18 protein-coding genes and 1 pseudogene are annotated in these 21954 nt (G+C 67.9%); 11 read left to right on the top strand and 8 right to left on the bottom strand.

All coding sequences use genetic code 11. The features are described 5' to 3' along the window. Positions 1 to 97: 97 nt before the first annotated feature. The gene (locus IMW82_RS17115; RefSeq protein ID WP_108471230.1) at positions 98 to 769 is read right to left on the bottom strand and encodes a response regulator transcription factor; all 672 of its coding nucleotides are present in this window, start codon (positions 767 to 769) and stop codon (positions 98 to 100) included. A 74-nt stretch (positions 770 to 843) separates the two neighbouring features. Further along, positions 844 to 2784: an acetate--CoA ligase gene (gene acs, locus IMW82_RS17110; protein WP_211005435.1), complete on the bottom strand. Its 1941-nt coding sequence runs from the start codon at positions 2782 to 2784 to the stop codon at positions 844 to 846. Between the two features lie 221 nt (positions 2785 to 3005). Here acs and IMW82_RS17105 point away from each other — a divergent pair, with 221 nt between their 5' ends. The 3 genes from IMW82_RS17105 (at position 3006) to IMW82_RS17095 (ending at position 8016) form a co-directional block, all read left to right on the top strand. After that, positions 3006 to 4385, top strand: a complete 1380-nt coding sequence (locus IMW82_RS17105) for a carbohydrate porin (protein ID WP_211005434.1) — start codon at positions 3006 to 3008, stop codon at positions 4383 to 4385. A gap of 158 nt (positions 4386 to 4543) precedes the next feature. After that, entirely contained in the window at positions 4544 to 6214 is a 1671-nt protein-coding gene (locus IMW82_RS17100; RefSeq protein ID WP_211005433.1) for an MFS transporter, read from the top strand. A gap of 128 nt (positions 6215 to 6342) precedes the next feature. After that, the gene (locus tag IMW82_RS17095) at positions 6343 to 8016 is read left to right on the top strand and encodes an AMP-binding protein (RefSeq protein ID WP_211005432.1); all 1674 of its coding nucleotides are present in this window, start codon (positions 6343 to 6345) and stop codon (positions 8014 to 8016) included. A 10-nt stretch (positions 8017 to 8026) separates the two neighbouring features. On the opposite strand, the gene IMW82_RS17090 is transcribed toward IMW82_RS17095, so the two are convergent. Further along, entirely contained in the window at positions 8027 to 8266 is a 240-nt protein-coding gene (locus IMW82_RS17090; protein ID WP_108471225.1) for a hypothetical protein, read from the bottom strand. A gap of 145 nt (positions 8267 to 8411) precedes the next feature. On the opposite strand from IMW82_RS17090, the gene IMW82_RS17085 reads away from it, so the two are divergent. Next, positions 8412 to 9530: a PA0069 family radical SAM protein gene (locus IMW82_RS17085; protein WP_108471281.1), complete on the top strand. Its 1119-nt coding sequence runs from the start codon at positions 8412 to 8414 to the stop codon at positions 9528 to 9530. A gap of 97 nt (positions 9531 to 9627) precedes the next feature. On the opposite strand, the gene IMW82_RS17080 is transcribed toward IMW82_RS17085, so the two are convergent. The 3 genes from IMW82_RS17080 to IMW82_RS17070 form a co-directional block, all read right to left on the bottom strand. After that, complete coding sequence (locus IMW82_RS17080; protein ID WP_108471224.1) at positions 9628 to 11685, bottom strand: S9 family peptidase; 2058 nt, start codon at positions 11683 to 11685, stop codon at positions 9628 to 9630. A gap of 88 nt (positions 11686 to 11773) precedes the next feature. Beyond that, positions 11774 to 12676: a patatin-like phospholipase family protein gene (locus tag IMW82_RS17075; protein ID WP_211005431.1), complete on the bottom strand. Its 903-nt coding sequence runs from the start codon at positions 12674 to 12676 to the stop codon at positions 11774 to 11776. Positions 12677 to 12743: 67 nt separating this feature from the next. Beyond that, on the bottom strand, positions 12744 to 13760 hold the full coding sequence (locus tag IMW82_RS17070; RefSeq protein ID WP_211005430.1) for a class 1 fructose-bisphosphatase: 1017 nt from the start codon (positions 13758 to 13760) through the stop codon (positions 12744 to 12746). Between the two features lie 153 nt (positions 13761 to 13913). Between IMW82_RS17070 and IMW82_RS17065 the strand changes: the two genes are divergently transcribed. The 7 genes and pseudogenes from IMW82_RS17065 to IMW82_RS17890 form a co-directional block, all read left to right on the top strand. Beyond that, positions 13914 to 14525: a DJ-1/PfpI family protein gene (locus IMW82_RS17065; RefSeq protein WP_211005429.1), complete on the top strand. Its 612-nt coding sequence runs from the start codon at positions 13914 to 13916 to the stop codon at positions 14523 to 14525. Positions 14526 to 14535: 10 nt separating this feature from the next. Beyond that, positions 14536 to 14721: a hypothetical protein gene (locus IMW82_RS17060; RefSeq protein ID WP_211005428.1), complete on the top strand. Its 186-nt coding sequence runs from the start codon at positions 14536 to 14538 to the stop codon at positions 14719 to 14721. Between the two features lie 161 nt (positions 14722 to 14882). After that, positions 14883 to 15587 (top strand): YafY family protein, encoded by a 705-nt coding sequence (locus IMW82_RS17055; protein ID WP_108471219.1) that lies wholly within the window; start codon positions 14883 to 14885, stop codon positions 15585 to 15587. A 193-nt stretch (positions 15588 to 15780) separates the two neighbouring features. Next, a complete protein-coding gene (locus IMW82_RS17050; RefSeq protein ID WP_211005447.1) occupies positions 15781 to 17577 on the top strand; it encodes a DUF885 family protein in 1797 nt (598 codons plus the stop codon). Positions 17578 to 17652: 75 nt separating this feature from the next. Next, the gene (locus IMW82_RS17045) at positions 17653 to 18063 is read left to right on the top strand and encodes an MbcA/ParS/Xre antitoxin family protein (RefSeq protein WP_108471218.1); all 411 of its coding nucleotides are present in this window, start codon (positions 17653 to 17655) and stop codon (positions 18061 to 18063) included. 136 nt (positions 18064 to 18199) lie between these two features. Next, the gene (locus IMW82_RS17040) at positions 18200 to 18883 is read left to right on the top strand and encodes an RES family NAD+ phosphorylase (RefSeq protein WP_108471217.1); all 684 of its coding nucleotides are present in this window, start codon (positions 18200 to 18202) and stop codon (positions 18881 to 18883) included. A 33-nt stretch (positions 18884 to 18916) separates the two neighbouring features. Continuing rightward, positions 18917 to 19136 (top strand): annotated as a pseudogene (locus IMW82_RS17890) (hypothetical protein); the annotation flags it as partial. Positions 19137 to 19214: 78 nt separating this feature from the next. Here the strand turns inward: IMW82_RS17890 and IMW82_RS17030 are convergent. Continuing rightward, positions 19215 to 20387, bottom strand: a complete 1173-nt coding sequence (locus IMW82_RS17030; RefSeq protein ID WP_108471216.1) for an acyl-CoA dehydrogenase family protein — start codon at positions 20385 to 20387, stop codon at positions 19215 to 19217. Positions 20388 to 20461: 74 nt separating this feature from the next. Beyond that, positions 20462 to 21940: an NAD-dependent succinate-semialdehyde dehydrogenase gene (locus IMW82_RS17025; RefSeq protein WP_108471215.1), complete on the bottom strand. Its 1479-nt coding sequence runs from the start codon at positions 21938 to 21940 to the stop codon at positions 20462 to 20464. Positions 21941 to 21954: the final 14 nt, after the last annotated feature.

The following is a 21954-nucleotide window of genomic DNA, read 5'->3' as shown; positions in this document are numbered from 1 at the left end:
CGGAAGCGGTGGCAGGACCGCGTCTGGATGGCGCGGGACGTGGCCTGGCGGTGGCCGGGCGACGGGTGAGTCGGGGTGGCCGGTTGCCTGAACGGGGTCAGTCGGAGTCGTCCGGCATGGCCGGCAGGCCTTCCTGGTCGACCGCCAGCTGGCTGGCGAGCAGCGCGACCTGGGTGCGGTTATTGACCCCGAGCTTGCGCATGATCGCGGTCATGTGTGCCTTCACGGTGGCCTCGGAGACGCCCAGCTCCCAGGCGATCTGCTTGTTCAGCAGGCCCTCGGCGATCATCGTCATCACGCGGAACTGCTGCGGCGTCAGCGCGGCGACCTGCGCGGCGGCGGCGGCTTCGTCGGGCCTCAGTTCGCCGGGGTCGCCGAGCAGGGCCGGCGGCAGCCACACGTCGCCGTCGAGCACCGCGCGGATCGCCGCCACGATGTCGGTACCGGCGGTGGACTTGGGGATGTAGGCCGAGGCGCCGTGTGCCAGCGCGCGGCGCGCCACCTGCGCCTCCTCGTGGCCGGACACCACGATGGTCGGCAGCCCGGGATACTGGCCACGGATATGCGCCAGCGCCGAATAGCCGCGCGCGCCGGGCATGTGCAGGTCGAGCAGCAGCAGCTCGGCGTCGGGGAACTGCTCGATCAGGCCGAGCAACGCGTGCACGCTGTCGGCGCTGTGCACGCGCGCCTGCGGCACCGCCGTCAGCACGGCGCGCTGCAGCGCGTCGCGGAACAGCGGATGGTCGTCGGCGATCAGGATGTCGGGCATGGGGCGAAGCCGGGATTCGGGATTCGGGATGGGAGATTCGGAGAGCGACTCTTGCAAATCCCGAATCCCGTCGCTTATTTGATCAGCCGCTCGTCCACCAGGTTCTTCACCACGCCGGGATCGGCCAGGGTGGTGATGTCGCCGAGCTGCTCGGGCTGATTCTCGCCGATCTTGCGCAGGATCCGGCGCATGATCTTGCCCGAGCGCGTCTTCGGCAGGCCGGGCGCCCACTGCAGGTAGTCCGGCGTGGCGATCGGGCCGATCTCCTTGCGTACCCAGGCGATCAGTTCCTTGCGCAGCTCGTCGCTGCCGTTCTCGCCGGCGACCAGGGTGACGTAGGCATAGATGCCCTGGCCCTTGATCTCGTGCGGGCAGCCGACCACGGCGGCCTCGGCCACCTTCGGATGCGCCACCAGCGCGCTCTCCACCTCGGCGGTGCCCAGGCGGTGGCCGGACACGTTGATCACGTCGTCGACGCGGCCGGTGATCCAGTAGTAGCCGTCCTCGTCGCGGCGCGCGCCGTCGCCCGAGAAATAGTTGCCGGGATAGGCGCTGAAGTAGGTCTCGATGAAGCGCTGGTGATCGCCGTAGATGGTGCGTACCTGGCCGGGCCAGGAGTCGGTGATCAGCAGGTTGCCCTCGGCCACGCCTTCCTGCAAGGTGCCTTCGGCGTCGACGATCGCCGGCTTGACGCCGAAGAACGGCAAGGTGGCCGAGCCGGGCTTGGTGGCGATCGCGCCGGGCAACGGCGAGATCATGATGCCGCCGGTCTCGGTCTGCCACCAGGTGTCGACGATCGGGCAGCGCTGCTCGCCGACCACGTTGTAGTACCACTCCCACGCTTCCGGATTGATCGGCTCACCCACCGAGCCGAGGATGCGCAGCGACTTGCGCGAGCACTTTTTCACCGGCGCCTCGCCCTCGCGCATCAGCGCGCGGATCGCGGTGGGCGCGGTGTAGAAGAGGGTCACCTGGTGCTTGTCGATCACCTGCCAGAAGCGGCTGTGGTCGGGGTAGTTCGGCACGCCCTCGAACATCACCGTGGTGGCGCCGTTGCACAGCGGGCCGTACACCACGTAGCTATGGCCGGTGACCCAGCCGACGTCGGCGGTGCACCAGTAGACGTCGTCCTCGCGCAGGTCGAACACCTGCTCGTGGGTGTAGCTGATGAATACAAGGTAGCCGCCGGTGGAGTGCTGCACGCCCTTGGGCTTGCCGGTGGAGCCGGAGGTGTACAGCACGAACAGCGGGTGCTCGGCCTCGACCGGGGTCGGCGCGCAATCGGCGCTCTGGCCGTCCATCAGCGTGTGCCAGTAGCGGTCGCGCGGCGACTGCATGTGCACCGCGCCGCCGGTGTGGCGCACCACGATCACGGTTTCCACGCTGTTGGTGCCGGGGCGCTCCAGTGCCGCGTCCACGTTGACCTTGAGCGGGATGTGCTTGCCCGCGCGCAGGCCCTCGTCAGCGGTGACCACCACCTTGGCCTGCGAGTCGGCGATGCGCCCAGCCAGCGAGTCGGGCGAGAAGCCGCCGAACACCACCGAGTGGATCGCGCCCAGTCGGGCGCAGGCGAGCATCGCCACCGCCGCCTCGGGGATCATCGGCAGGTAGATCGCCACGCGGTCGCCCTTGGCCACGCCGAGGTGCTTCAGCGTGTTGGCGAACTTGCACACCTCGGCGTGCAGCTCGCGGTAGGTGATCTTGCGCGAGGTGGCCGGGTCGTCGCCCTCGAAGATGATCGCCACCTTGTCGCCGCGCTTTTCCAGCTGGCGGTCGAGGCAGTTCGCCGAGACGTTGAGCTCGCCGCCTTCGTACCAGCGGATGTGCAGGTCCTTCGGATCGAACGAGACATCCTTGATCTTCGTCGGCGGCTTGATCCAGTCCAGGCGCTGGCCGATGCGGCCCCAGAAGCCTTCCGGGTCGCTGACCGACTCGGCGTAAAGGCGCGTGTAGTCGTCGTGACGCAGGCGCGCCGCGGCGGCAAACGAGGGGTTGACCGGATAGAGCTTGGACATGGCTGGGCTCCTGCTGGCTCGGCATGAAAGGTGGCGACAGGGGTACCGCGGCAGGCGTCGGCGCCCGGCGGTGTGCACGTTTTCGAGTGTAGCCCGATCGCCGCGGAGTTGGCGGCGCGCAGCCGGCTCGACTTTGGTCGAAGTTCGACCAATGGCGAATAGTCGCCCGCGCTGCAGCATGGCCATGCTCGGTCCGTCATCGACCTCGGGGAGACGCACGCATGACCACGCGACACACCAACCGTTATTCCGCGCTTGCCCTGAGCATGGCTTGCGCCCTGATGCTCCCGCTGGCTGGCCACGCGCAGAGCGACACGCGCGAGCAGCAACTCGAACAGCGCGTGGCGCAGCTCGAGCAGCAGTTGAACGAACTGAAGGCGATGATCCAGGCGCAGAAAGCCGCGCCCGCCCAGCCCGCGGCACCTGCGCAGAGTGTGGCGGCCGCGCCGGCCGCCGCGACGCCGGTGTTCAGCAGCGCTCCCGGCGTGTCGGTGGCACTGCACGGTTTCGTCAGCGCCAGCGCGTTCAGCCAGAACAAGAGCTTCACCTATGGCAACGGCCAGAACGCGCTGTTCCCGATTCCCGGCTCGAAGGGCTCGCTCTCCGGCGTCGACGTGCGCAACACGCGCTTCTGGCTCGACTTCAAGGGCGCCAAGTTCGCCGGCAACTGGAGCGGCGGCGGCCGCATCGAGATGGACTTCTTCGGTGGCTTCAACGGCACCGGCGCGTACAGCCAACAGCAGCCGACGCCGCGCCTGCGCCAGGCCTACATGGACCTGACCAACCCCGAGAGCGGCACCACCGTGCGCATCGGCCAGCAGTGGGACCTGATGTTTCCGATCGACAATTCGCCCACCTCGCTGGCGCACATCGCGTTCCCGCTGGGCTTCGGTTCCGGCTACGGCGGCTGGCGTTTCCCCGGCGTAGTGGTGATGCAGGACCTCAACCACGGCAGCACCGGCGCGCAATGGCGGCTCGACGTGGGCGCGTTCGAGGGCACCTGGAGCGGGCCGGGCAACAATATCAACTACCTCACCGCCGGCAGCGCCGGCTTCCGCCCGCAAGTGGAGGCGCGCCTGCACGTGCAGGACAAGAACTGGCTGGCGTACTTCGCCGCGCACTACAGCAAGGTCGACCTGCGCGGCGTCGGCGGCACCGCACCGACGCCGATCCAGTCCAGCGTGAAGAGCACCGGCTACGAAATCGGCGGTCAGTGGAAGCCCGGCCCGTGGACATTCAAGGGACTGGCCTACGCCGGCAACGGCCTTGGCGAGATCTTCGGCGCGATGTCGCAGTTCGGTGACATCAGCGAACGTGGCGGCTTCGTGCAGGCGGGCTACAGCTTCACGCCGAACTGGAGCCTGTACGCGCTCTACGCCTACAGCAAACCCGACAGCAAGGACGTGATCACCTGGATGGGCAACGGTTCGACCGGACTGCTGCGCAACCGCCAGGCCGCGCTGAGCCTGCAGTACACCGCCGGTTCCTACGACCTCAGTGCCGAATGGATGCACGACAAGCTCGACTCCACCAGCAACGGCGTGGACCGCAAGACCACCACCGGCAACCAGGTCAGTCTCAACGCGCTTTATCGCTTCTGAGGTTCATGGCGGCGTGCCCCGGCGCGCCGCCGACCAACCTCCCGCAACAGCGGGAGGTTGATGAGGTGCGGCCCGGGGCAAGGGGCGGTCCGCGCCTTCCGGCTTCTCGCCAGTGTTCCGGGCAGAGGCATCTCACACCATTCGGGAGGGGTAACATCATGGCCAGCAATGCCATCGACGCCATCGGCAGCAACGCCGGCGACGCGCTCGACGTCAGCCACAAGCGGGTAATCCTGGCGTCCAGCCTGGGCACCGTGTTCGAGTGGTACGACTTCTACCTGTACGGCTCGCTCGCCGTGATCATCGGCAAGCAGTTCTTCTCCGGCCTCAACGAGGCCAGCCAGCTGGTGTTCGCCCTGCTGGCGTTCGCCGCCGGCTTCGCGGTGCGCCCGTTCGGTGCGCTGGTGTTCGGCCGGGTCGGCGACCTGGTCGGGCGCAAGTACACGTTCCTGATCACCATCGTGATCATGGGCCTGTCCACGTTCTTCGTCGGCCTGCTGCCCAGTTACGGCTCGATCGGGGTGGCCGCGCCGGTGATCCTGATCGCGCTGCGCATGCTGCAGGGCCTGGCGCTGGGCGGTGAGTACGGCGGCGCGGCCACCTACGTGGCCGAACATGCACCGAAGGGCAAGCGCGGGTTGTACACCAGCTTCATCCAGATCACCGCCACCTTCGGCCTGTTCCTGTCGCTGCTGGTGATCCTGGGCTGCAAGTGGATGATGGGCGACAAGTTCAACGACTGGGGCTGGCGCATTCCGTTCCTGCTGTCGTCGCTGCTGCTGGCCGTGTCGGTCTACATCCGCCTGCAACTGTCCGAGTCGCCGGTGTTCAAGCAGATGAAGGAGGAGGGCAAGACCTCCAAGGCGCCGCTGACCGAGTCGTTCGCACGCTGGGGCAACCTGAAGCTGGTGATCCTGGCCCTGCTCGGCGCCACCGCCGGCCAGGCCGTGGTGTGGTACTGCGGCCAGTTCTACGCGATGTACTTCCTCGGCAGCACGCTGAAGATCGATGCCACCACCACCCAGCTGATGATCGCCGCGGCCCTGCTGATCGGCACGCCGTTCTTCGTGGTGTTCGGCTGGCTGTCGGACAAGATCGGGCGCAAGCCGGTGGTGCTGGCTGGCTGCCTGCTCGCCGCGCTGACCTACTTCCCGATCTTCAAGGCGATCACCCACTACGGCAACCCGGCGATCGAGGCGGCCAGCGTGACGGCACCGATACGGGTGCAGGCCGATCCCGCCGGCTGCAGCGTGCAGATCGACCTGATCGGCAAGAAGGTCTTCACCAGCTCCTGCGACGTGGCCAAGAGCTACCTGGCCAAGCGCGGCGTACCGTACGAGAACGTCGCGGCAGCGGCGGGCACGCCGGCGGTGGTCTCGATCGGCGGCAAGGAGTTCCCCTCGTTCGAGGGCGGGGCCTTGTCCAAGGCTGATTTCGCGGCGCAGAGCAAGGCGTTCGGCGAAGGCGTCGGCAAGGCGCTTGCCGATGCCGGCTACCCGGTCAAGGCCGATCCGGCAAAGACCAACACGCCGATGCTGATCCTGCTGCTGACCATCCTGGTGCTCTACGTGACGATGGTTTACGGGCCGATCGCCGCCTGGCTGGTGGAGATGTTCCCCACCCGGATCCGCTACACCTCGATGAGCCTGCCGTACCACATCGGCAACGGCTGGTTCGGCGGCTTCCTGCCCTCGGTGTCGTTCGGCATCGTGGCGGCCACCGGCAACTTCTACGCCGGCCTGTGGTATCCGGTGGCGATCGCGGCGATGACCTTCGTGATCGGCATGCTGTTCGTGCGTGAAACCAAGGACGTCGACCTCAGCGACTGAGGGCGAGCGCCGGAGTACGGGAAACGCAGCGGCGCGAGCCGCTGCGTTTTTTCTTTGGCCGCGACCGCCGGTCGCGGCGCTATGCTGGCGGTCGCGCGGCACGCCAGGAAGAGCTGAGGAGATCGCGTATGAGCGAAGCACCGAGCTATGTCCACGGCGCCAGCCCGCAGCCGCTGCTGGGTGATACCGTCGGCGCGCTGATCGACCGCATCGCAGCCGCGCATCCGGATCGACCGGCGCTGGTGGTGCGCGCGCAGGGCGTGCGTCTGAGCTACCGCGAGTTCCATGCCGCGGTGGAGCGCGTGGCCGCCGGCCTGCTGGCGCTGGGCCTGGTGCGTGGCGACCGCGTCGCCATCTGGGCGCCGAACCGGGCCGAGTGGGTGCTGCTGCAGTTCGCCGCGCCGAAGGCGGGACTGATCCTGGTCAACATCAACCCGGCCTACCGCACGCACGAGCTGGAGTATTCGCTGAACAAGGTGGGCTGTCGCGCGCTGGTGCTGCCGCGCCGCTTCAAGACCTCACACTATCTGGATATGCTGGCCGAACTGGTGCCGGAGCTGGCCGCCAGCGTGCCCGGCCAGTTGCAGGCGGCGCGGTTGCCGGCACTGCGCGAGGTGGTTCTGCTCGACGACGAACCGGCACCCGGCACGCGCAGCTGGCAACAGCTGGCGGCGCTGGGCGACGCCACCGCGCTGGCGCGACTGCACGAGGCGGAACGCGAGCTGGGCTTCGACGACCCGGTCAACATCCAGTTCACCTCCGGCACCACCGGCGCACCAAAGGGCGCCACGCTGACCCACCACAACATCGTCAACAACGGCTGGTTCATCGGCGAGGCGATGCGCCTCACCGAACACGACCGGCTGTGCATCCCGGTGCCGTTCTACCACTGCTTCGGCATGGTGCTGGGCAACCTCGCCTGCGTCACCCACGGCGCCTGCATGGTGATCCCGGGCGAAGGCTTCGACGCGCTGGCCACGCTGGAAACCGTGGCCGAGGAAAGATGCACCGGCCTGCACGGCGTGCCCACCATGTTCATCGCCGAGCTCGAGCACCCGCGCTTCGCCGAGTTCGACCTGTCCAGCCTGCGCACCGGCATCATGGCCGGCTCGCCGTGCCCGATCGAGGTGATGCGGCGGGTGGTCGGCGAGATGCACCTGAGCGAGATCACCATTGCCTACGGCATGACCGAGACCAGCCCGGTGAGTTTCCAGACCGTGCCGGAGGATCCGCTGGAGCGCCGCGTGGACAGCGTGGGGCGCATCCATCCGCAGCTGGAAGTGAAGCTGGTGGACGAGCGCGGGCACATCGTGCCGCGCGGCACGCCGGGCGAGCTGTGCACGCGTGGCTACTCGGTGATGCTGGGTTACTGGGACGATCCGGCGCGTACTGGCGAGGTGATCGATGAGGCGCGCTGGATGCACACCGGCGACCTCGCCACGCTGGACGCGGACGGCTATTGCCGCATCGTCGGCCGGCTCAAGGACATGATCATCCGTGGCGGCGAGAACGTGTACCCGCGCGAGATCGAGGAGTTCCTGTACACCCACCCGAAAGTGCTCGACGTGCAGGTGTTCGGCGTGCCCGACGCGAAGTTCGGCGAGCAGGTCTGCGCATGGATCCGCCTGCGCGAGGGCAGCGAGGCCAGCGTGGCGGAGATCCAGGACTACTGCCGCCACCATCTGGCCTACTACAAGGTGCCGCACTACGTACGCTTCGTCGACGCGTTCCCGATGACGGTGACCGGCAAGGTGCAGAAGTACCTGATGCGCAAGGCGATGATCACCGAGCTGGGGCTGTAGCGCGGCGCAGCTAGCGCACGGCGCGGTCGCGCTTCTGCGGATCCTTGCCCTCGCGCAGCCGTATCAGGTCGTACTCGGACAGGCTGTCCGCGCGTGCGTGGCTGGCGATGCGCGCCTGCACGAAGGCCAGCGTGGTGGCGAACACGCCGATCAGCCCGACCAGCAGCCAGAAGCCCCAGGCGCCAGCGCCGTGGCGGGTGAAGCACAGCATGAACGCGAACACGGTGAGGGCGAGCAGCAGCCAGCGCATGGGGAAGCCCCGACAGGTGGAAATGCGCCGCCGGTGGCGGCGGACGGCCGCATCATAGCGCCGCCGTCGAGCGTCCGGCGCGCGCCGGATCACGTCGCGCAAAGATGTCGCGATGACTGAGACGTCGCCGCGCGAAACTGCCCTGATGGATGATCCTTCGCCGCCGCCGATCTCGCTGGAACAGCTCCCGGCCACGCGTCCGTTCAAGGGCCGCGGTGCCGCCTCCAACCCGGAAGGGCGCTTCGAAAGCATCCGCCACCACGCCGAGGACGACGGCTGGCAGAGCGCGCTGCTGGACGAGGACACGCCGCGCCCACCGACCTGCGTCACCGAGGAACGCGCAAGGAGCGTGATCAGCCGCAACGACTCGCCGGACATCGCCTTCAGCCAGGCGATCAACCCGTACCGCGGTTGCGAGCACGGCTGCATCTATTGCTTCGCGCGGCCCTCGCACAGCTACCTCAACCTGTCGCCCGGGCTGGACTTCGAGACCAGGCTGCGCGCCAAGGGCAACTTCGCCGAGGTGCTGCGCGCGGAACTGGCGAAACCCGGCTACGCGGTCAGCCCGATCAACATCGGCAGCAACACCGACCCCTACCAGCCGGTCGAGAAGCGCTGGCGGCTGACCCGCGCCGCGCTGGAGCTGCTGGCCGAATGTCGCCACCCGTGCACCATCGTCACCAAGAACGCGCTGGTCGAACGCGACCTCGACATCCTGGTGCCGATGGCACGCGAACGGCTGCTGCAGGTGTTCGTCTCGGTCAACTCGCTGGACAACCACCTTGCCGCCAAACTCGAACCGCGCGCCAGCGCACCGCACCGGCGGATCAAGGCGATCCGCACGCTGGCCGCGGCCGGCGTGCCGGTCGGCGTGCTGGTGGCGCCGGTCATCCCGGCACTCAATGACAAGGATATGGAAGCGGTGATGGCGCAGGCCGCCGACGCTGGCGCGCGCTGCGCCGGCTACACCACGCTGCGCCTGCCGTATGAGCTGAAAGCGTTGTTCCGCGAATGGCTCGCGCTGCATGCGCCACAACGCGCCGAACACGTAATGAGCCTGGTCCGGCAGATGAACGGCGGGCGCGACTACGACAGCAACTTCGCCACCCGCATGCGCGGCTCAGGCGTGTTCGCCGACCTGCTGCGCCGTCGCTTCGAGGTGGCCTGCCGCCGGCACGGCTTCGGTCGCGCCCGCGAGCTCGTCCTCGACACCTCGCGCTTCGTGCCGCCGCGCAAGGTCTCGCCGCAGGGCGAATTGTTCTGAAGAAGCTCGGTTGAAATTCCAATCAGTCATTCCGGCCCAAGCCGGAATGACTGATTGCTCAGAGGTTCCCCGAACGTGCGGTTGCTGCCGGCGCGGCTCAGTCCGACGCCGGCAGGTATTTCTGGAACCAGCCCAGTGCCCGCTGCAGCACATCGCGCTGGTGCACCGGATCGACGAAGTGGTGGCCCTCGTTCGGGTACACCACCAGCGAGGTCGGCACGCCCTGCGCGCGCAGCGCGTGCCACATCTCGAACGATTGCGGCGCGGGACATTCGGCGTCGCGGTCGCCGACCACGATCAGCATCGGCGTCTTCACCTGCTTGATGAAGTTGATCGCCGAGCTCTTCGCATACACCGCCGGGTCGTCATACACGCTGGCGCCGAAGAACGGCGGCATCCACTGGTCGATCAGGTTCTGGCCGTAGTAGCTCTGCCAGTTGGCGATGCCGGCGCCGGCCACCACGGCGCGGAAACGCTGGGTCTGGGTCGGTGCGAACATGCTCATGAAGCCGCCGTAGCTCCAGCCGGTGAGGCCGAGCCGCTTGTCGTCCACCGGCACCTTCTTCTCCACCGCGTCGACGCCGGCGAGGATGTCGCGCAGGTCGCCGTAGCCGAAGTCCTTGCGGTTCGCCTGCACGTACTTCTCGCCCTGGCCGAAGCTGCCGCGTGGGTTCGGCATGAACACGAAATAGCCCAGCGCGGAGAGCGGCGCGCCGCCGTAACCGACGCCCGGCCAGCGTGGGATCACCGCGCTCGACGGGCCGCCGTGCACCACCACGATCATCGGGTAACGTTTCTTCGCGTCGTAGTGCGCCGGATACAACAGCCAGCCCTGCACGCGGAAGCCCTCGTTGTTCCATTCCACCGACTCGGCCTTGCCCCAGGCCGGCTTCAGCGCGGCGTTGAACGAGGTCACCGCCGGCGGCGGCGTGTTGCCCAACGCACCGGCATGCACTTCGCTGGCGGCGGCGTACGAACTTTGCAGGAAGGCGACGTGCCTGAGGTCGTCGGACAGCGACATCGCCATCGACGCGCTGCCGTCGCCGATGCTGGCCGGCACGGTGAAGTACACGCGCTGCTGCTGTGCGCGCGTGGCGGAAACCGTGTAATCCGCGAGCTGGCTCTGCCCGTTGCTGACCTGGCTGACCAGCATCGACTGCGGCGACGTCCAGCGCAGCCAGCTCGGCGTGACCTTGATGCCAGGGGTGAGGTTGACCAGCGCGCCGCCGTTGGCGGGCACCGCATAGATGTCGCCGCCGGTGGCGCCCTGGTCGCTCATCAGGCCGCCGATGAAGGCGATCCGCGACGCATCCGGCGACCAGCGCGGCAGCGCGATTTGCAGGCCATGCAGCGATCCGCTTTCCGCATTGGCCGGATCGACCAGAACGGCGGCATGGGCATCGGCCTGCGCCGGCTGCACATAGAGTTTCGCGATCCACCAGTTGTTGTCGCCCGGCGGCGGTGCGGCGGTATAGGCGATGCGCGAGCCGTCCGGCGACCAGTCGAACTCATACGCGTACATGCCGGCCGGGGTCAGTTCGCGCACCGTGCCGCCGCTCACGTCGAGACTGGCCACGCGCTGCACTTCCAGTCCGCTCACGCCGATCTCACCGGCGGCCGGCTTGGCCGCGGTCACCGCGCTGGCATGGCGGGTGGCACCGGCCACGTAGAGGAAGCCGAGTGACTTGCCGTCGCCGCTCCACTGCAGCGCGCGCACGTAGCCCTTCAGTTCGGCCAGCCGCGCCGGGGCATCGCTGCCGCGGGTATCCGCCAGATAGATGGCGTTCTGCATCGCCTTGGTGCTGGTCAGGTCGACGCTGCAATTGGACACGAACGCGAGGCGACGCGAATCGGGCGCCCAGGCGATGCCGGACTCGGCGCAGGCGCCGGGCCTGGCGGCGGCACTGACGCGACGCACATGGTGGCCGTCGACATCGGCCACCTCGATCGCCGGCTTGTCGTCACGCTCGATCACCCAAGCCAGCTGCTGGCCGTCCGGCGAGATGGCCACCGCCTGGATCGACTGCGCCTTGCCCAGCTGGGTCAGCACCTGCTCGATGCGCGGGTCGACCGCCGGCGTGGCGGCAAAGGCCTGCGATGCCAGCGCGAAGGCCAGCAGCGACAGGGAGAGGGTCAGGCGCGAATGTTTCGGCATGAGGGGATTCCGGCTGGGGAAACCCGACGCTACAACCCCGAGGCAATGCAAGCCAAGTGCAGGACGGCATGGGCCGCCGCGTCGACGCTCAGTGCGTGGCAGTGGCCGCCTGGCGCGTCGCCGCCAACGCGGCGAGTCGGGCGCGGATCACCGGGATCGCCGCCAGCGCGGCCTTCTCGCCGGCCAGGATGGCCTGGCTCTTCTGCTCGAAATCGGTCGGGCCGATGCCGCTCAGGTCGGGGCGGATCACCACGTCGGCGCGCGCGCTTTCCTGCGCGGCCAGTTGCCGGCCCATGATGGTGATGGATTGGCCGACGATGCCCATCATGCCCTGTGGGTTGCTGCCGTCGGGCGCGGCGGAGATGTCCACCGCGATCACGAAATCGGCGCCGAGCTGGCGCGCCGCGTCGACCGGGATCGGGCTGACCACGCCGCCGTCGACGTAGTGCTTGCCGTGGATCTCCACCGGCTCGAACACGCCGGGAATGCTCGACGACGCGCGCACCGCGCGGCCGGTGTTGCCGCGCACGAACACGGTGCGCGTGCCGGTCTCCAGCTCGGTGGCCACCGCGGCGAACGGCAGCTTCAGCTGCTCGATCGGCTGCTTGTGCACCAGCTGGTTGACGTAATCCTGCAGCGCCTGGCCCTGCACCAGGCCGCCGGAAAACAGCCGCACGTCGCGGATCTTCGCCTCATCGAGGCCGAACGCGGTCTGCTGCAGCGCGAACGCGTCCATGCCGCTGGCATACAGCGCGCCGACCACGCTGCCGGCGCTGGTGCCGGCGACCACGTCCGGGTGGATGCCGCTGGCTTCCAGCATCTTGATCCCGCCGATATGCGCGAAGCCCTTCGCCGCACCGCCGCCGAGGGCGAGGCCGATCTTCAGCTTCACCGGCGGCGGCGCCATGGGTGGCGGCACCGGCTTGACGGCGTGCGTGCAGGCACCCAGCAGGAGCGTGGCGAGCAGTGGCAGCAAACGGCGGAAGGGCATGGGCATCGGTGTCGGAAGATTCTGATCTGCTCCCTCCCCCTGCTGGCAGGGGGAGGGAGCAAGGGCGTCAGCCTTGCGCGGCGTCGGCTTCCAGGTGATAGCGCGTGGCCAGTTCGACTTCTTCCTTCGAACCCAGGAACACCGGCACGCGCTGGTGCAGGCCGGTGGGCTGCAGTTCCATGATGCGCTGGCGCCCGGTGGTCGCCGCGCCGCCGGCCTGCTCGACGATGAAGGCCATCGGGTTGGCCTCGTACATGATGCGCAGCTTGCCGCCCTGCTTCTCGATCTTCGCGTCCAGCGGGTAATAGAACACGCCGCCGCGGGTCACGATGCGGTGCACGTCCGCCACCATCGAGGCGACCCAGCGCATGTTGAAGTCCCTGCCGCGCGGGCCGGTCTTGCCGGCCAGCAGTTCGCCGACGTAGCGCTGCATCGGCGCCTGCCAGTGGCGCTGGTTGGACATGTTGATGGCGAACTCGGCGGTGGCCTCCGGAATGCGGATGCCGCGCCGGCTGAGGATGAAGCTGCCCACCTCGCGGTCCAGCGTGAACTCGTGGGTGCCGTGGCCGAAGGTCAGCACCAGCACGGTGGACGGGCCGTACACCACGTAGCCGGCGGCGAGCTGGGTGGTGCCCGGCTGCAGGAAGTGCTCGGCCTTCGGCTCGGTCACGCCATCGGGGCAGCGCAGCACCGAGAAGATGGTGCCGACCGAGATGTTGACGTCGATGTTGGAGGAACCGTCCAGCGGATCGAACAGCAGCAGGTGCTGGCCCTTTGGGTAGCCGTCCGGGATCTGCTGCGGGTCTTCCATCTCTTCCGAGGCGCAGGCGGCGAGGTGGCCGCCCCAGGCGTTCGCCTCCAGCAGGATCTCGTTGGAGATCACGTCCAGCTTCTTCTGCGCCTCGCCCTGGATGTTGCCTGTGCCGGCCTCGCCCAGCACGCCGCCCAGCGCGCCCTTGCCGGTGGCCACGCCGATGCGCTTGCAGGCGCGCGCGACCACTTCGATCAGCAGCGAAAGTTCGGCGTTGATGTGGCCGGCGCGGCGTTCCTCGATCAGGAACTGGATCAGCGAGACGGGTTTCATGTCGGGTCCATGGCAAGAAGAAGCGCCATTGTCCGGGCTCCGGCTGAACAGTGCCAGCCCGGCGCCCCGCGTGCCCGCATCCGGCCCGGCTGCTGACATCACGTTGGCAGCAAGGGGTGGGCAAGCTGTACCTCCATAGTGGAGGGACACGACATGCGCGACCTGGTTTATTTCCTGGTGTTCGACGGCTTTGCCGACTGGCAGGCGGCACTGGCACTGTGCGAGATCCGCCGCCCCGGCGACTGGCAGGTCCAGGCGGTGGGCTTCTCGATGGCGCCGGTGGTCTCGATGGGCGGCCTCACCGTGCAGCCCGAGCTGGCGCTGGACCAGCTCGATCTCAAGCGTGCGGCCCTGCTGATCGTGCCCGGCGGCCACCTGTGGCAGCGCGGCGAGGGCGCCGCGGCAGTGGCGGCGATCCGCCGGCTGTACACGGCCGGTGCACCGGTGGCCGCGATCGACAGCGGCGTGCTGGCGCTGGCCCGCGGCGGCCTGCTCGACCACTGCCGGCACACCGGCAACTGGGCCGGCCATATCGACGGCCACGTACCGGCCTACGCCGGTGCGGAGCAGTACGACGCCGGCGTGCTGGCGGTCAGCGACGGCGGCGTGATCAGCGCCAGCCACTTGGGCAGCGTGGAGTTCGCCCGTGAGGTGATCCGCACGCTGGACCTGTACAGCCCCAGCGACCGCGAACACTGGTACCGCCTGTTCAAGCACGCGCAGCCGCCGCCGTGGTGCGTCGGCGAAGCCGTGGCGATGGCATGAGGAGCCCGTCATGAAACCGATGCTGAAAACCCTGCTGGTGGCCTACCGCCCGCTCTATCTGAACGGCCTGCTGCTGGATGGGCCGTACAGGCTGCCGAAGGTGGGCCCGACGGTCGCGGCGGCGGCTCCGCGTGCGCGCCGGCGTACCCTGCTGGCCGCGCTGGCTTCTGTCATCTTCCACCCCCGCAGCAAGTGACAACCAGGACCGGCCACGACAACGGGATGTCGCCACCGACCGAAACGCGGCATCTCTGCCGCCGCCCGTCCGGGAGCCGCGTCCACGGTGCAGCTGCGCGGTTGCCATGACCATGACTTGCGTCGCAGGCGCGGCGACGCGCCTGGAGGCATCATGCGCGGATGCGTCGAGCCGATCGCCTGTTCCTCATCATCCACGCCCTGCGCGGCCGTCGCACCGCGCTGCAGGCGCGCTCGTTGGCGCAGACGCTGGGGGTGTCGCTGCGCACCGTGTACCGCGACGTCGCCGATCTGCAGTTGTCCGGCGTGCCGATCGAGGGTGAGGCCGGCGTCGGTTATGTGCTGCGCAAGGGCTCGGACATCCCGCCGCTGATGTTTACTGCGAACGAGCTTGAAGCCCTGGTGGTCGGCTCGCGCTTCGTGCGCGCGTTCGCCGGCACCCGGCTGGCGGAGAGTGCGCAGTCCGCCCTGCTGAAGATCGAGGCGGTGCTGCCGCCCGAACTGCGCGAGCGCGCCGCGCGCACGCGCATCTTCGCGCCGGTGTGGCGCGACCAGTACCGCGAGGATTTCGCCGCACTGATCGACCGGCTGCATGCGGCCATCGTGGGCAACCAGGTGCTGCGGCTGGAGTATCGCGACGAAGCTGGCAACGCCAGCACGCGCGAGGTCGAGCCGCTGTGCCTGTCGTTCTGGGGCGGCAAGTGGACGCTGGGCGCGTGGTGCCGGCTACGCCGTGACTTCCGCAATTTCCGCCCGGACCGCATCGGTACCTGCGAGCCCAGCGGCGAAGCCTTCGCCGAGGCCGACGAACGCAACCTGGCCGCCTATCTGCGTGCGGTCGGCGTGGGCAAGCTCGATCTCGGCTGAGTGGTTGTGAATTTTCAACCTCCCAGGCTGGCCACGGCGAGGGCATGGGTGGCCGAGTTGAGGCAACGCAGGAGCCGCGCGCAGGCCCCGTTGCGATAGCATGGAATGAAGGCGAGGATAGGGGTTTGCATCACGTCGCGTGATGGATGATGACGTCGCCCCGCTGCAAGGAATTCCCGTGAACAAGCCCCTGATGATCGCGCGGCTCGCCGCGCTCGCGCTGGTCAGCTGCATCGTGCCGCTGCGTGCGGCGGCGCCACCGCACGCCGCTGCCAGTGCCGATGCGCGCTTCAAGGACATCTATCGCGCCGAGTGGGCCTGGCGTACCGGCCAGGCCGGGATCAGCACCGCCGGCGAGCCGCAGCTGAACAACGGCCGGCTCGACCAGGTCGACGCAGCCAGCCAGCAACGACGGCTGGACTACTGGCAGGGCGTGCTGAAACAGCTGGCCGGCGTCAACGCGGCGCAGCTGTCGCCGGCGAACCGGGTGAATTACGCGATCTACCGCGAGCAGATCGGCAACTTGGTCGCCGGGCAGAAGTTCAAAGCCTGGCAGATGCCGTTCAACAGCGACTCCGCGTTCTGGTCCGACCTTGACTACGTGCTGGGCGGTGACCGCCTGCGCACGGCCGATGACTACCAGCGCTACCTCGAACGACTTGGCCAGGTGCCGGCGTATTTCGACCAGCAGATCGCGAACATGCGCGCCGGACTCAAGCGCGGCTTCAGCGTGCCGCGGGCGGTGCTCGACGGGCGTGACGCGTCGATCGCCGCGGTGGCCGAACTGAAGGACCCGACCCACAGCAGCTTCTACGAACCTTTCCAGCGACTGCCGGCGTCGATGCCGGCCGACCGCGCGCAGGCGCTGCAGGGCCAGGCACTGCGGCAGATCCGCGACGAGGTGATCCCCGCCTACGCGAAGCTGCTGGCGTTCTTCCGCAACGAGTACGTGCCGCAGGCGCGCACCACGCTGGCGGCCGAGGCGCTGCCGGACGGCAAGGCGTTCTATCGCCAGCAGATCCGCGAGTACACCACGCTCGACCTGGGGCCCGACGAAATCCACCGCATCGGCCTCGACCAGGTGGCGAAGATCCACGCGCAGATGCTGGAGGTGATGCAGGCCACCGGCTTCAAGGGCAGCTTCGCCGAGTTCCTGCAGTTCCTGCGCACCGACCCGCAGTTCTACGCGAAGACGCCGGACGAACTGCTGATGCGCAGCGCCTGGGTGGCCAAGCAGGTGGACGGCCAGATGCCACGCTACTTCGGCCACCTGCCGCGCGCGCACTTCACCATCAAGCCGGTGCCGGCCGAGATCGCGCCGTATTACACCTCCGGCCGCGGTGGCGCGGACACCTACCTAGTCAATACCTACGACCTGAAGTCGCGGCCGCTGTTCAACGTGCCGGCGCTGACCCTGCACGAGAGCTACCCCGGCCATGCACTGCAACTGGAGCTGGCCGACGAGCAGCACGACCAGCCTGCGTTCCGCCGCAACAGCTACATCTCCGCCTACGGCGAAGGCTGGGGGCTGTACTCGGAATACCTCGGCAACGAGATGGGCATCTACCACACGCCCTATGAGCGCTTCGGCTACCTCAGCTACCAGATGTGGCGCGCCTGCCGGCTGGTGGTCGACACCGGCATCCACCACCTGGGCTGGACGCGGCAGCAGGCGATCGACTACCTCACCGTCAACACCGCGCTGTCTGCGCGCGAGATCGCCAACGAGGTGGACCGCTACATCAGCTGGCCGGGCCAGGCGCTGTCGTACGAGCTGGGCTACCTGAAGATCCTCGAATTGCGTGCCAAGGCGGAGCAGGCGCTGGGCGCGAAGTTCGACCTGCGCCACTTCCACGACACCGTGCTCGCGCTTGGCTCGGTACCGCTGCCGGTGCTGCAGCAGCGCATCGACCGCTTCATCGCCGACGGCGGCCCGGAGCCGGATTACGGCTGCGACTGCGCGAAGGCAAAGGGCGCCGCGGGGCATTGAGTCCGGGACGGCTCGTTGGCTTTTACTTTACGTGTGTAGTATTGTGTAAATAAACTTCATGGAGAGAGTTACGCCATGACTGCCCACCCGACCCGCATCGCCGAAGCCGTGCCTCGCTACGCGCCGCCGGACACGCTCGCCGACCCGGCGCTGCGCGCGTTCTTCCGGCTCGCCGAACACTGGAAGCTGCGCATCGCCGATCAGCGCAAACTGCTCGGCGACCCGCCGGAGTCGACCTTCTACAAGTGGAAGCGCCAGCAGGGCGGCGCCCTGGGGCGCGACACGCTGGAGCGCATCAGTTACCTGCTCGGCATCTGGAAATCGCTGCAGATCCTGTTCCCCGACCCGGCCCAGGCCGACGCCTGGCTGCACAAGCCGAACACGGCGTCGTTGTTCGGCGGCCATTCCGCGCTGGAGCGCATGCTGTCCGGCAACGTCGCCGACCTGTACGTGGTGCGGCAGTATCTGGATGCGCAGCGCGGTTGATCGCAGTCCGCGATACATTCCCCGCGATGCCGCGCTACCCCCTGGTAGGAGCGCACCCTGTGCGCGACGTTCTCCGTCACGTGACGAAAAGCATCGCGCACAGGGTGCGCTCCTACAGGCAGTCCATGGAGATCCGATGCCTCCGCCGCCCGTCAAACGCATCCGCTGGAATCAGGCGTACCGCATCGTGCCCAGCCGCTTCCCGCCGATCGGCGTGTACGACCGCATCGCCGACCCGGCCGACCTCGACGCGGTGTTCGCGATCGAGGCGCTGACCAATCCGCGCCTGCGCGAGGAGGCCGGCGCACTGGCGCTGGTTCCGAAAGAGCACCGTCTCAGCGGGCCGGGTTCGACACCAGTGATGGCCGCGTTCACCCATCTCAACCCCGAAGGCAGCCGCTTCTCCGACGGCAGCTGGGGCGTGTTCTATGCCGCGCACAGCGTCGCCACCGCGGTGGAGGAAACCGTCTACCACCGCCAGCGCTTCCTCGCCGCCACCGCCGAGCCGGGTTGCGACATCCAGATGCGCTGCTACCGCACCCGCGTCGACAGCAAGCTGCACGACATCCGCGGCGGCTGGAAGGCCGAACATGATGCGGACGTCTATGCGGCCAGCGTGAAGCTGGCGCGCTCACTGCGCGAGGCCGGTTCCAACGGCATCGTCTACGACAGCGCGCGCGATCCGGGCGGCGAATGTTTGGCCGCCTTCCGCCCCGACGTGGTGGCGCCGTGCGTACAGGCGCAGCACCTGGTCTATCGCTGGGACGGCATGCGCATTACGCAGGTGCTGGCAGTGTCGGAGCTGGCGCGGTCGCGCTAGTTAGGGCTCAGACCCGGTCGACGAGGCGAGCCGATGAAGACCCCGCGCATGCTGCTGCTGATCCTGCTGCTGTGGCCGCTGCTGACGGCGGCGCGCGACAACTGCGAGAACGACCACGCGCCCGCCGTGGAACGCCGAGATCGCCGCGTTCCAGGCCGCGGAGCGGGCGCATCCGCCGGCGCCGGGCGCGGTGCTGTTCATCGGCAGCTCATCGATCCGCCTGTGGACCTCGCTGGTGGCGGACTTTCCCGGGACAGACCCGAGAGTGTGTATCACCCGATGGCCGGATGCCGGCAAGCTGGGCGCTTGCGGGTTGCGCAGGTTCTCTTAGTCAGAACGCGTTGATTCCTGTCACCTCGCGCCCGACCACGAGTTGGTGCACGGTCTCGGTGCCTTCGTAGGTGATCACGGATTCGAGGTTGAGCGCGTGGCGGATCGGGCAATGCTCGGTGGTGATGCCGGCGCCGCCGAGGATGTCGCGGCATTCGCGCGCGATGTCGATCGCCATGCGGCAGTTGTTCCATTTTGCGAGCGACACCTGGGTCGGCTGCATGTTGCCTGCGTCCTTGAGGCGACCGAGTTGCAGCGAGAGCAATTGCGCCAGCGTGATCCGCCGCGCCATGTCGGCGAGCTTGATCTGCACCGCCTGCGTCGCCGCAATCGGGCGCTCGAACAGCACGCGCTGCTTGGCGTATTCGGTCGTCTCGCCGAAGCAGGCGATCGCCGCTCCAATCGGACCCCAGGTGATGCCATAGCGCGCTTGGGTGAGACAGCCGAGCGGGCCCTTCAGGCCCTTCACGTTCGGCAGGCGGTTCGCATCCGGCACGCGCACGTTGTCGAAGAACAGGCCACTGGTTACCGAGGCGCGCAGGCTCATCTTCTTGTGCACTTCCTGCGCGGCGAAACCCTTGCTGTTGGTCGGCACGATAAAGCCCTGGATGCCATCCTCGGTCTGCGCCCAGACAATCGCGATCTGGGCGAGGTTGCCGTTGGTGATCCACATCTTGGCGCCGTTGATGACCCAGTCGCCGCCGTCCTTTTTCGCGTGCGTCTTCATGTTCGCCGGGTCCGAGCCGCCGTGCGGCTCGGTCAGAGCGAAGCAGCCGATCACCTTGCCGGCCGCCATCTGCGGCAACCATTCACGGCGATGTTCCTCGCCGCCGTAGGCGTAGATCGGATACATGCACAACGAGGACTGCACGGAGGCAAAGCTGCGAATGCCGGAATCGCCGCGCTCGAGTTCCTGACAGACGAGGCCGTAGCTGACCGCGTTCATGCCGGCGCAATCGTACTCGGTCGGCAGTGAGGAACCAAGCAGGCCGAGTTCGGCCATCTCAGGGATGAGCTCCGTTGGAAAGCGCGCCTGGTCGAAGCAGTCGCCGATGATGGGCAGCACGCGCTCGTCGGTGAAGCGCGCCACGGCGTTCTGCACCATGCGCTCCTCTTCGCTGAGCAGCGAGCGGACGTCATAAAGATCGGCAGGATCGAGTGCGACGGCGGGCATACGGGCTCCAGATTCGGCAAAAAATGAAAGGATCGGTACTCCGCCGGCTGCGCACGTAGCGGCGAAGTTCGGGGTCAGGTATCGACGCCGCCGAAGCACAGGTACTTGATCTCGAGATAGTCGTCGATGCCGTACTTCGAGCCTTCGCGGCCGAGCCCGGACGTCTTCACGCCGCCAAACGGCGCCACTTCGGTCGAGATGATCGCCTCGTTGATGCCGACCATGCCGTACTCGAGTGCTTCGGCGACGCGCATGACGCGATTAATGTCGCGGCTGTAGAAATACGCGGCGAGGCCGAACTCGGTGTCGTTGGCGAGACGGATCGCCTCGGCCTCGTCGCGGAAGCGGAACAGCGGGGCAACGGGGCCGAAGGTTTCTTCGCGAAAAATTTTCGCCTGCGTCGGCACATCGGCAAGTACGGTCGGTGAGAAGAAATTGCCGCCAAGCGCGTGCCGCTTTCCGCCGCTGACAAGTCGCGCGCCGTGGGCGAGGGCGTCGGCGATGTGGTCTTCGGTTTTCGCGACCGCCGCGGCGTCGATCAGTGGGCCGAGCGTGACGCCGGTGTCGAAGCCGTTGCCGACCTTGAGCGTGGCGACGGCATGTGCAAACTTTTCCGCGAACGCGTCATAGATGCCGTCCTGGAGGAGAATGCGATTCGCGCAAACGCAGGTCTGTCCCGCATTGCGGTATTTGCAGGTCAGAGCGCCGGCGACTGCGGCATCGAGGTCGGCATCGTCGAAGACGATGAACGGTGCATTGCCGCCGAGCTCCATGCTCGCCTTCTTTATGCCCGGCGCGCAGCGCGCGAGCAGCTCTGCGCCGACCTCGGTGCTGCCGGTGAACGAGAGTTTGCGCACGAGAGGGTGGGCTGTGAGTTCGCCGCCGATTGCACGGCCCGATCCGGTGATCACGTTGCACACGCCCGCCGGCAGGCCGGCGCGTTCGGCGAGTACGGCGATCGCGAGTGCGGAAAAGGGTGTCTGGCTTGCGGGGCGCAGCACGCCGGTGCAGCCGGCCGCCCAGCCGGGGCCTGCCTTGCGCGTGATCATCGCCACCGGGAAGTTCCACGGCGTGATCGTACCGAATACGCCGATCGGCTCCTTCCGCACGAGGATGCGGCGGCCGGCGCGGTCCGGCGGAATCACGTCGCCGTAGACACGCTTGCCTTCCTCGGCGAACCACTCGATGAAGCTTGCCGCATAGGCGATTTCGCTACGGCTCTCGGCCAGCGGCTTGCCCTGCTCGGCGGTAAGTATGCGCGCGAGATCCTCCTGGTGCGCGAGCATGAGTTCAAACAGCCGCCGCAGCGGCTGTGCGCGAGCCTTGGCGGTCAGCGCGCGCCATGCGGGCAAGGCGCGCGCCGCAGCTTCGATGGCGTGGGCGGTTTCGGCCGCGCCGAAGTCGGGTACACAACCGAGCAACGCGCCTGTCGCCGGATCGGCGACCTCGATTGCCGGGCCTGAGCCCACGGGAATCCACTCGCCACCGATGAAGTTCGCTTCGCGCAGCAAGCCTGGGTCGTCGAGCATGGAAAGGAATTCGGTGTTGGCCATGAAAGAGCTCCGAA

The sequence above is a fragment of the Rhodanobacter sp. B2A1Ga4 genome (assembly GCF_018101315.1).
Classification (GTDB): Bacteria; Pseudomonadota; Gammaproteobacteria; order Xanthomonadales; family Rhodanobacteraceae; genus Rhodanobacter; species Rhodanobacter thiooxydans_A.
This window is presented reverse-complemented; position numbering and strand designations above follow the sequence as displayed.

Coding starts and splice junctions, on each gene's coding strand:
- IMW82_RS17025 (WP_108471215.1), bottom strand. CDS start 21,940: ATGGCCAACACCGAATTCCTTTCCATGCTCGACGACCCAGGCTTGCTG.
- IMW82_RS17075 (WP_211005431.1), bottom strand. CDS start 12,676: ATGCCCTTCCGCCGTTTGCTGCCACTGCTCGCCACGCTCCTGCTGGGT.
- IMW82_RS17055 (WP_108471219.1), top strand. CDS start 14,883: ATGCGTCGAGCCGATCGCCTGTTCCTCATCATCCACGCCCTGCGCGGC.
- IMW82_RS17070 (WP_211005430.1), bottom strand. CDS start 13,760: ATGAAACCCGTCTCGCTGATCCAGTTCCTGATCGAGGAACGCCGCGCC.
- IMW82_RS17040 (WP_108471217.1), top strand. CDS start 18,200: ATGCCTCCGCCGCCCGTCAAACGCATCCGCTGGAATCAGGCGTACCGC.
- IMW82_RS17115 (WP_108471230.1), bottom strand. CDS start 769: ATGCCCGACATCCTGATCGCCGACGACCATCCGCTGTTCCGCGACGCG.
- IMW82_RS17105 (WP_211005434.1), top strand. CDS start 3,006: ATGACCACGCGACACACCAACCGTTATTCCGCGCTTGCCCTGAGCATG.
- IMW82_RS17060 (WP_211005428.1), top strand. CDS start 14,536: ATGAAACCGATGCTGAAAACCCTGCTGGTGGCCTACCGCCCGCTCTAT.
- IMW82_RS17085 (WP_108471281.1), top strand. CDS start 8,412: ATGGATGATCCTTCGCCGCCGCCGATCTCGCTGGAACAGCTCCCGGCC.
- acs (WP_211005435.1), bottom strand. CDS start 2,784: ATGTCCAAGCTCTATCCGGTCAACCCCTCGTTTGCCGCCGCGGCGCGC.
- IMW82_RS17080 (WP_108471224.1), bottom strand. CDS start 11,685: ATGCCGAAACATTCGCGCCTGACCCTCTCCCTGTCGCTGCTGGCCTTC.
- IMW82_RS17100 (WP_211005433.1), top strand. CDS start 4,544: ATGGCCAGCAATGCCATCGACGCCATCGGCAGCAACGCCGGCGACGCG.
- IMW82_RS17045 (WP_108471218.1), top strand. CDS start 17,653: ATGACTGCCCACCCGACCCGCATCGCCGAAGCCGTGCCTCGCTACGCG.
- IMW82_RS17050 (WP_211005447.1), top strand. CDS start 15,781: ATGATCGCGCGGCTCGCCGCGCTCGCGCTGGTCAGCTGCATCGTGCCG.
- IMW82_RS17030 (WP_108471216.1), bottom strand. CDS start 20,387: ATGCCCGCCGTCGCACTCGATCCTGCCGATCTTTATGACGTCCGCTCG.
- IMW82_RS17090 (WP_108471225.1), bottom strand. CDS start 8,266: ATGCGCTGGCTGCTGCTCGCCCTCACCGTGTTCGCGTTCATGCTGTGC.
- IMW82_RS17065 (WP_211005429.1), top strand. CDS start 13,914: ATGCGCGACCTGGTTTATTTCCTGGTGTTCGACGGCTTTGCCGACTGG.
- IMW82_RS17095 (WP_211005432.1), top strand. CDS start 6,343: ATGAGCGAAGCACCGAGCTATGTCCACGGCGCCAGCCCGCAGCCGCTG.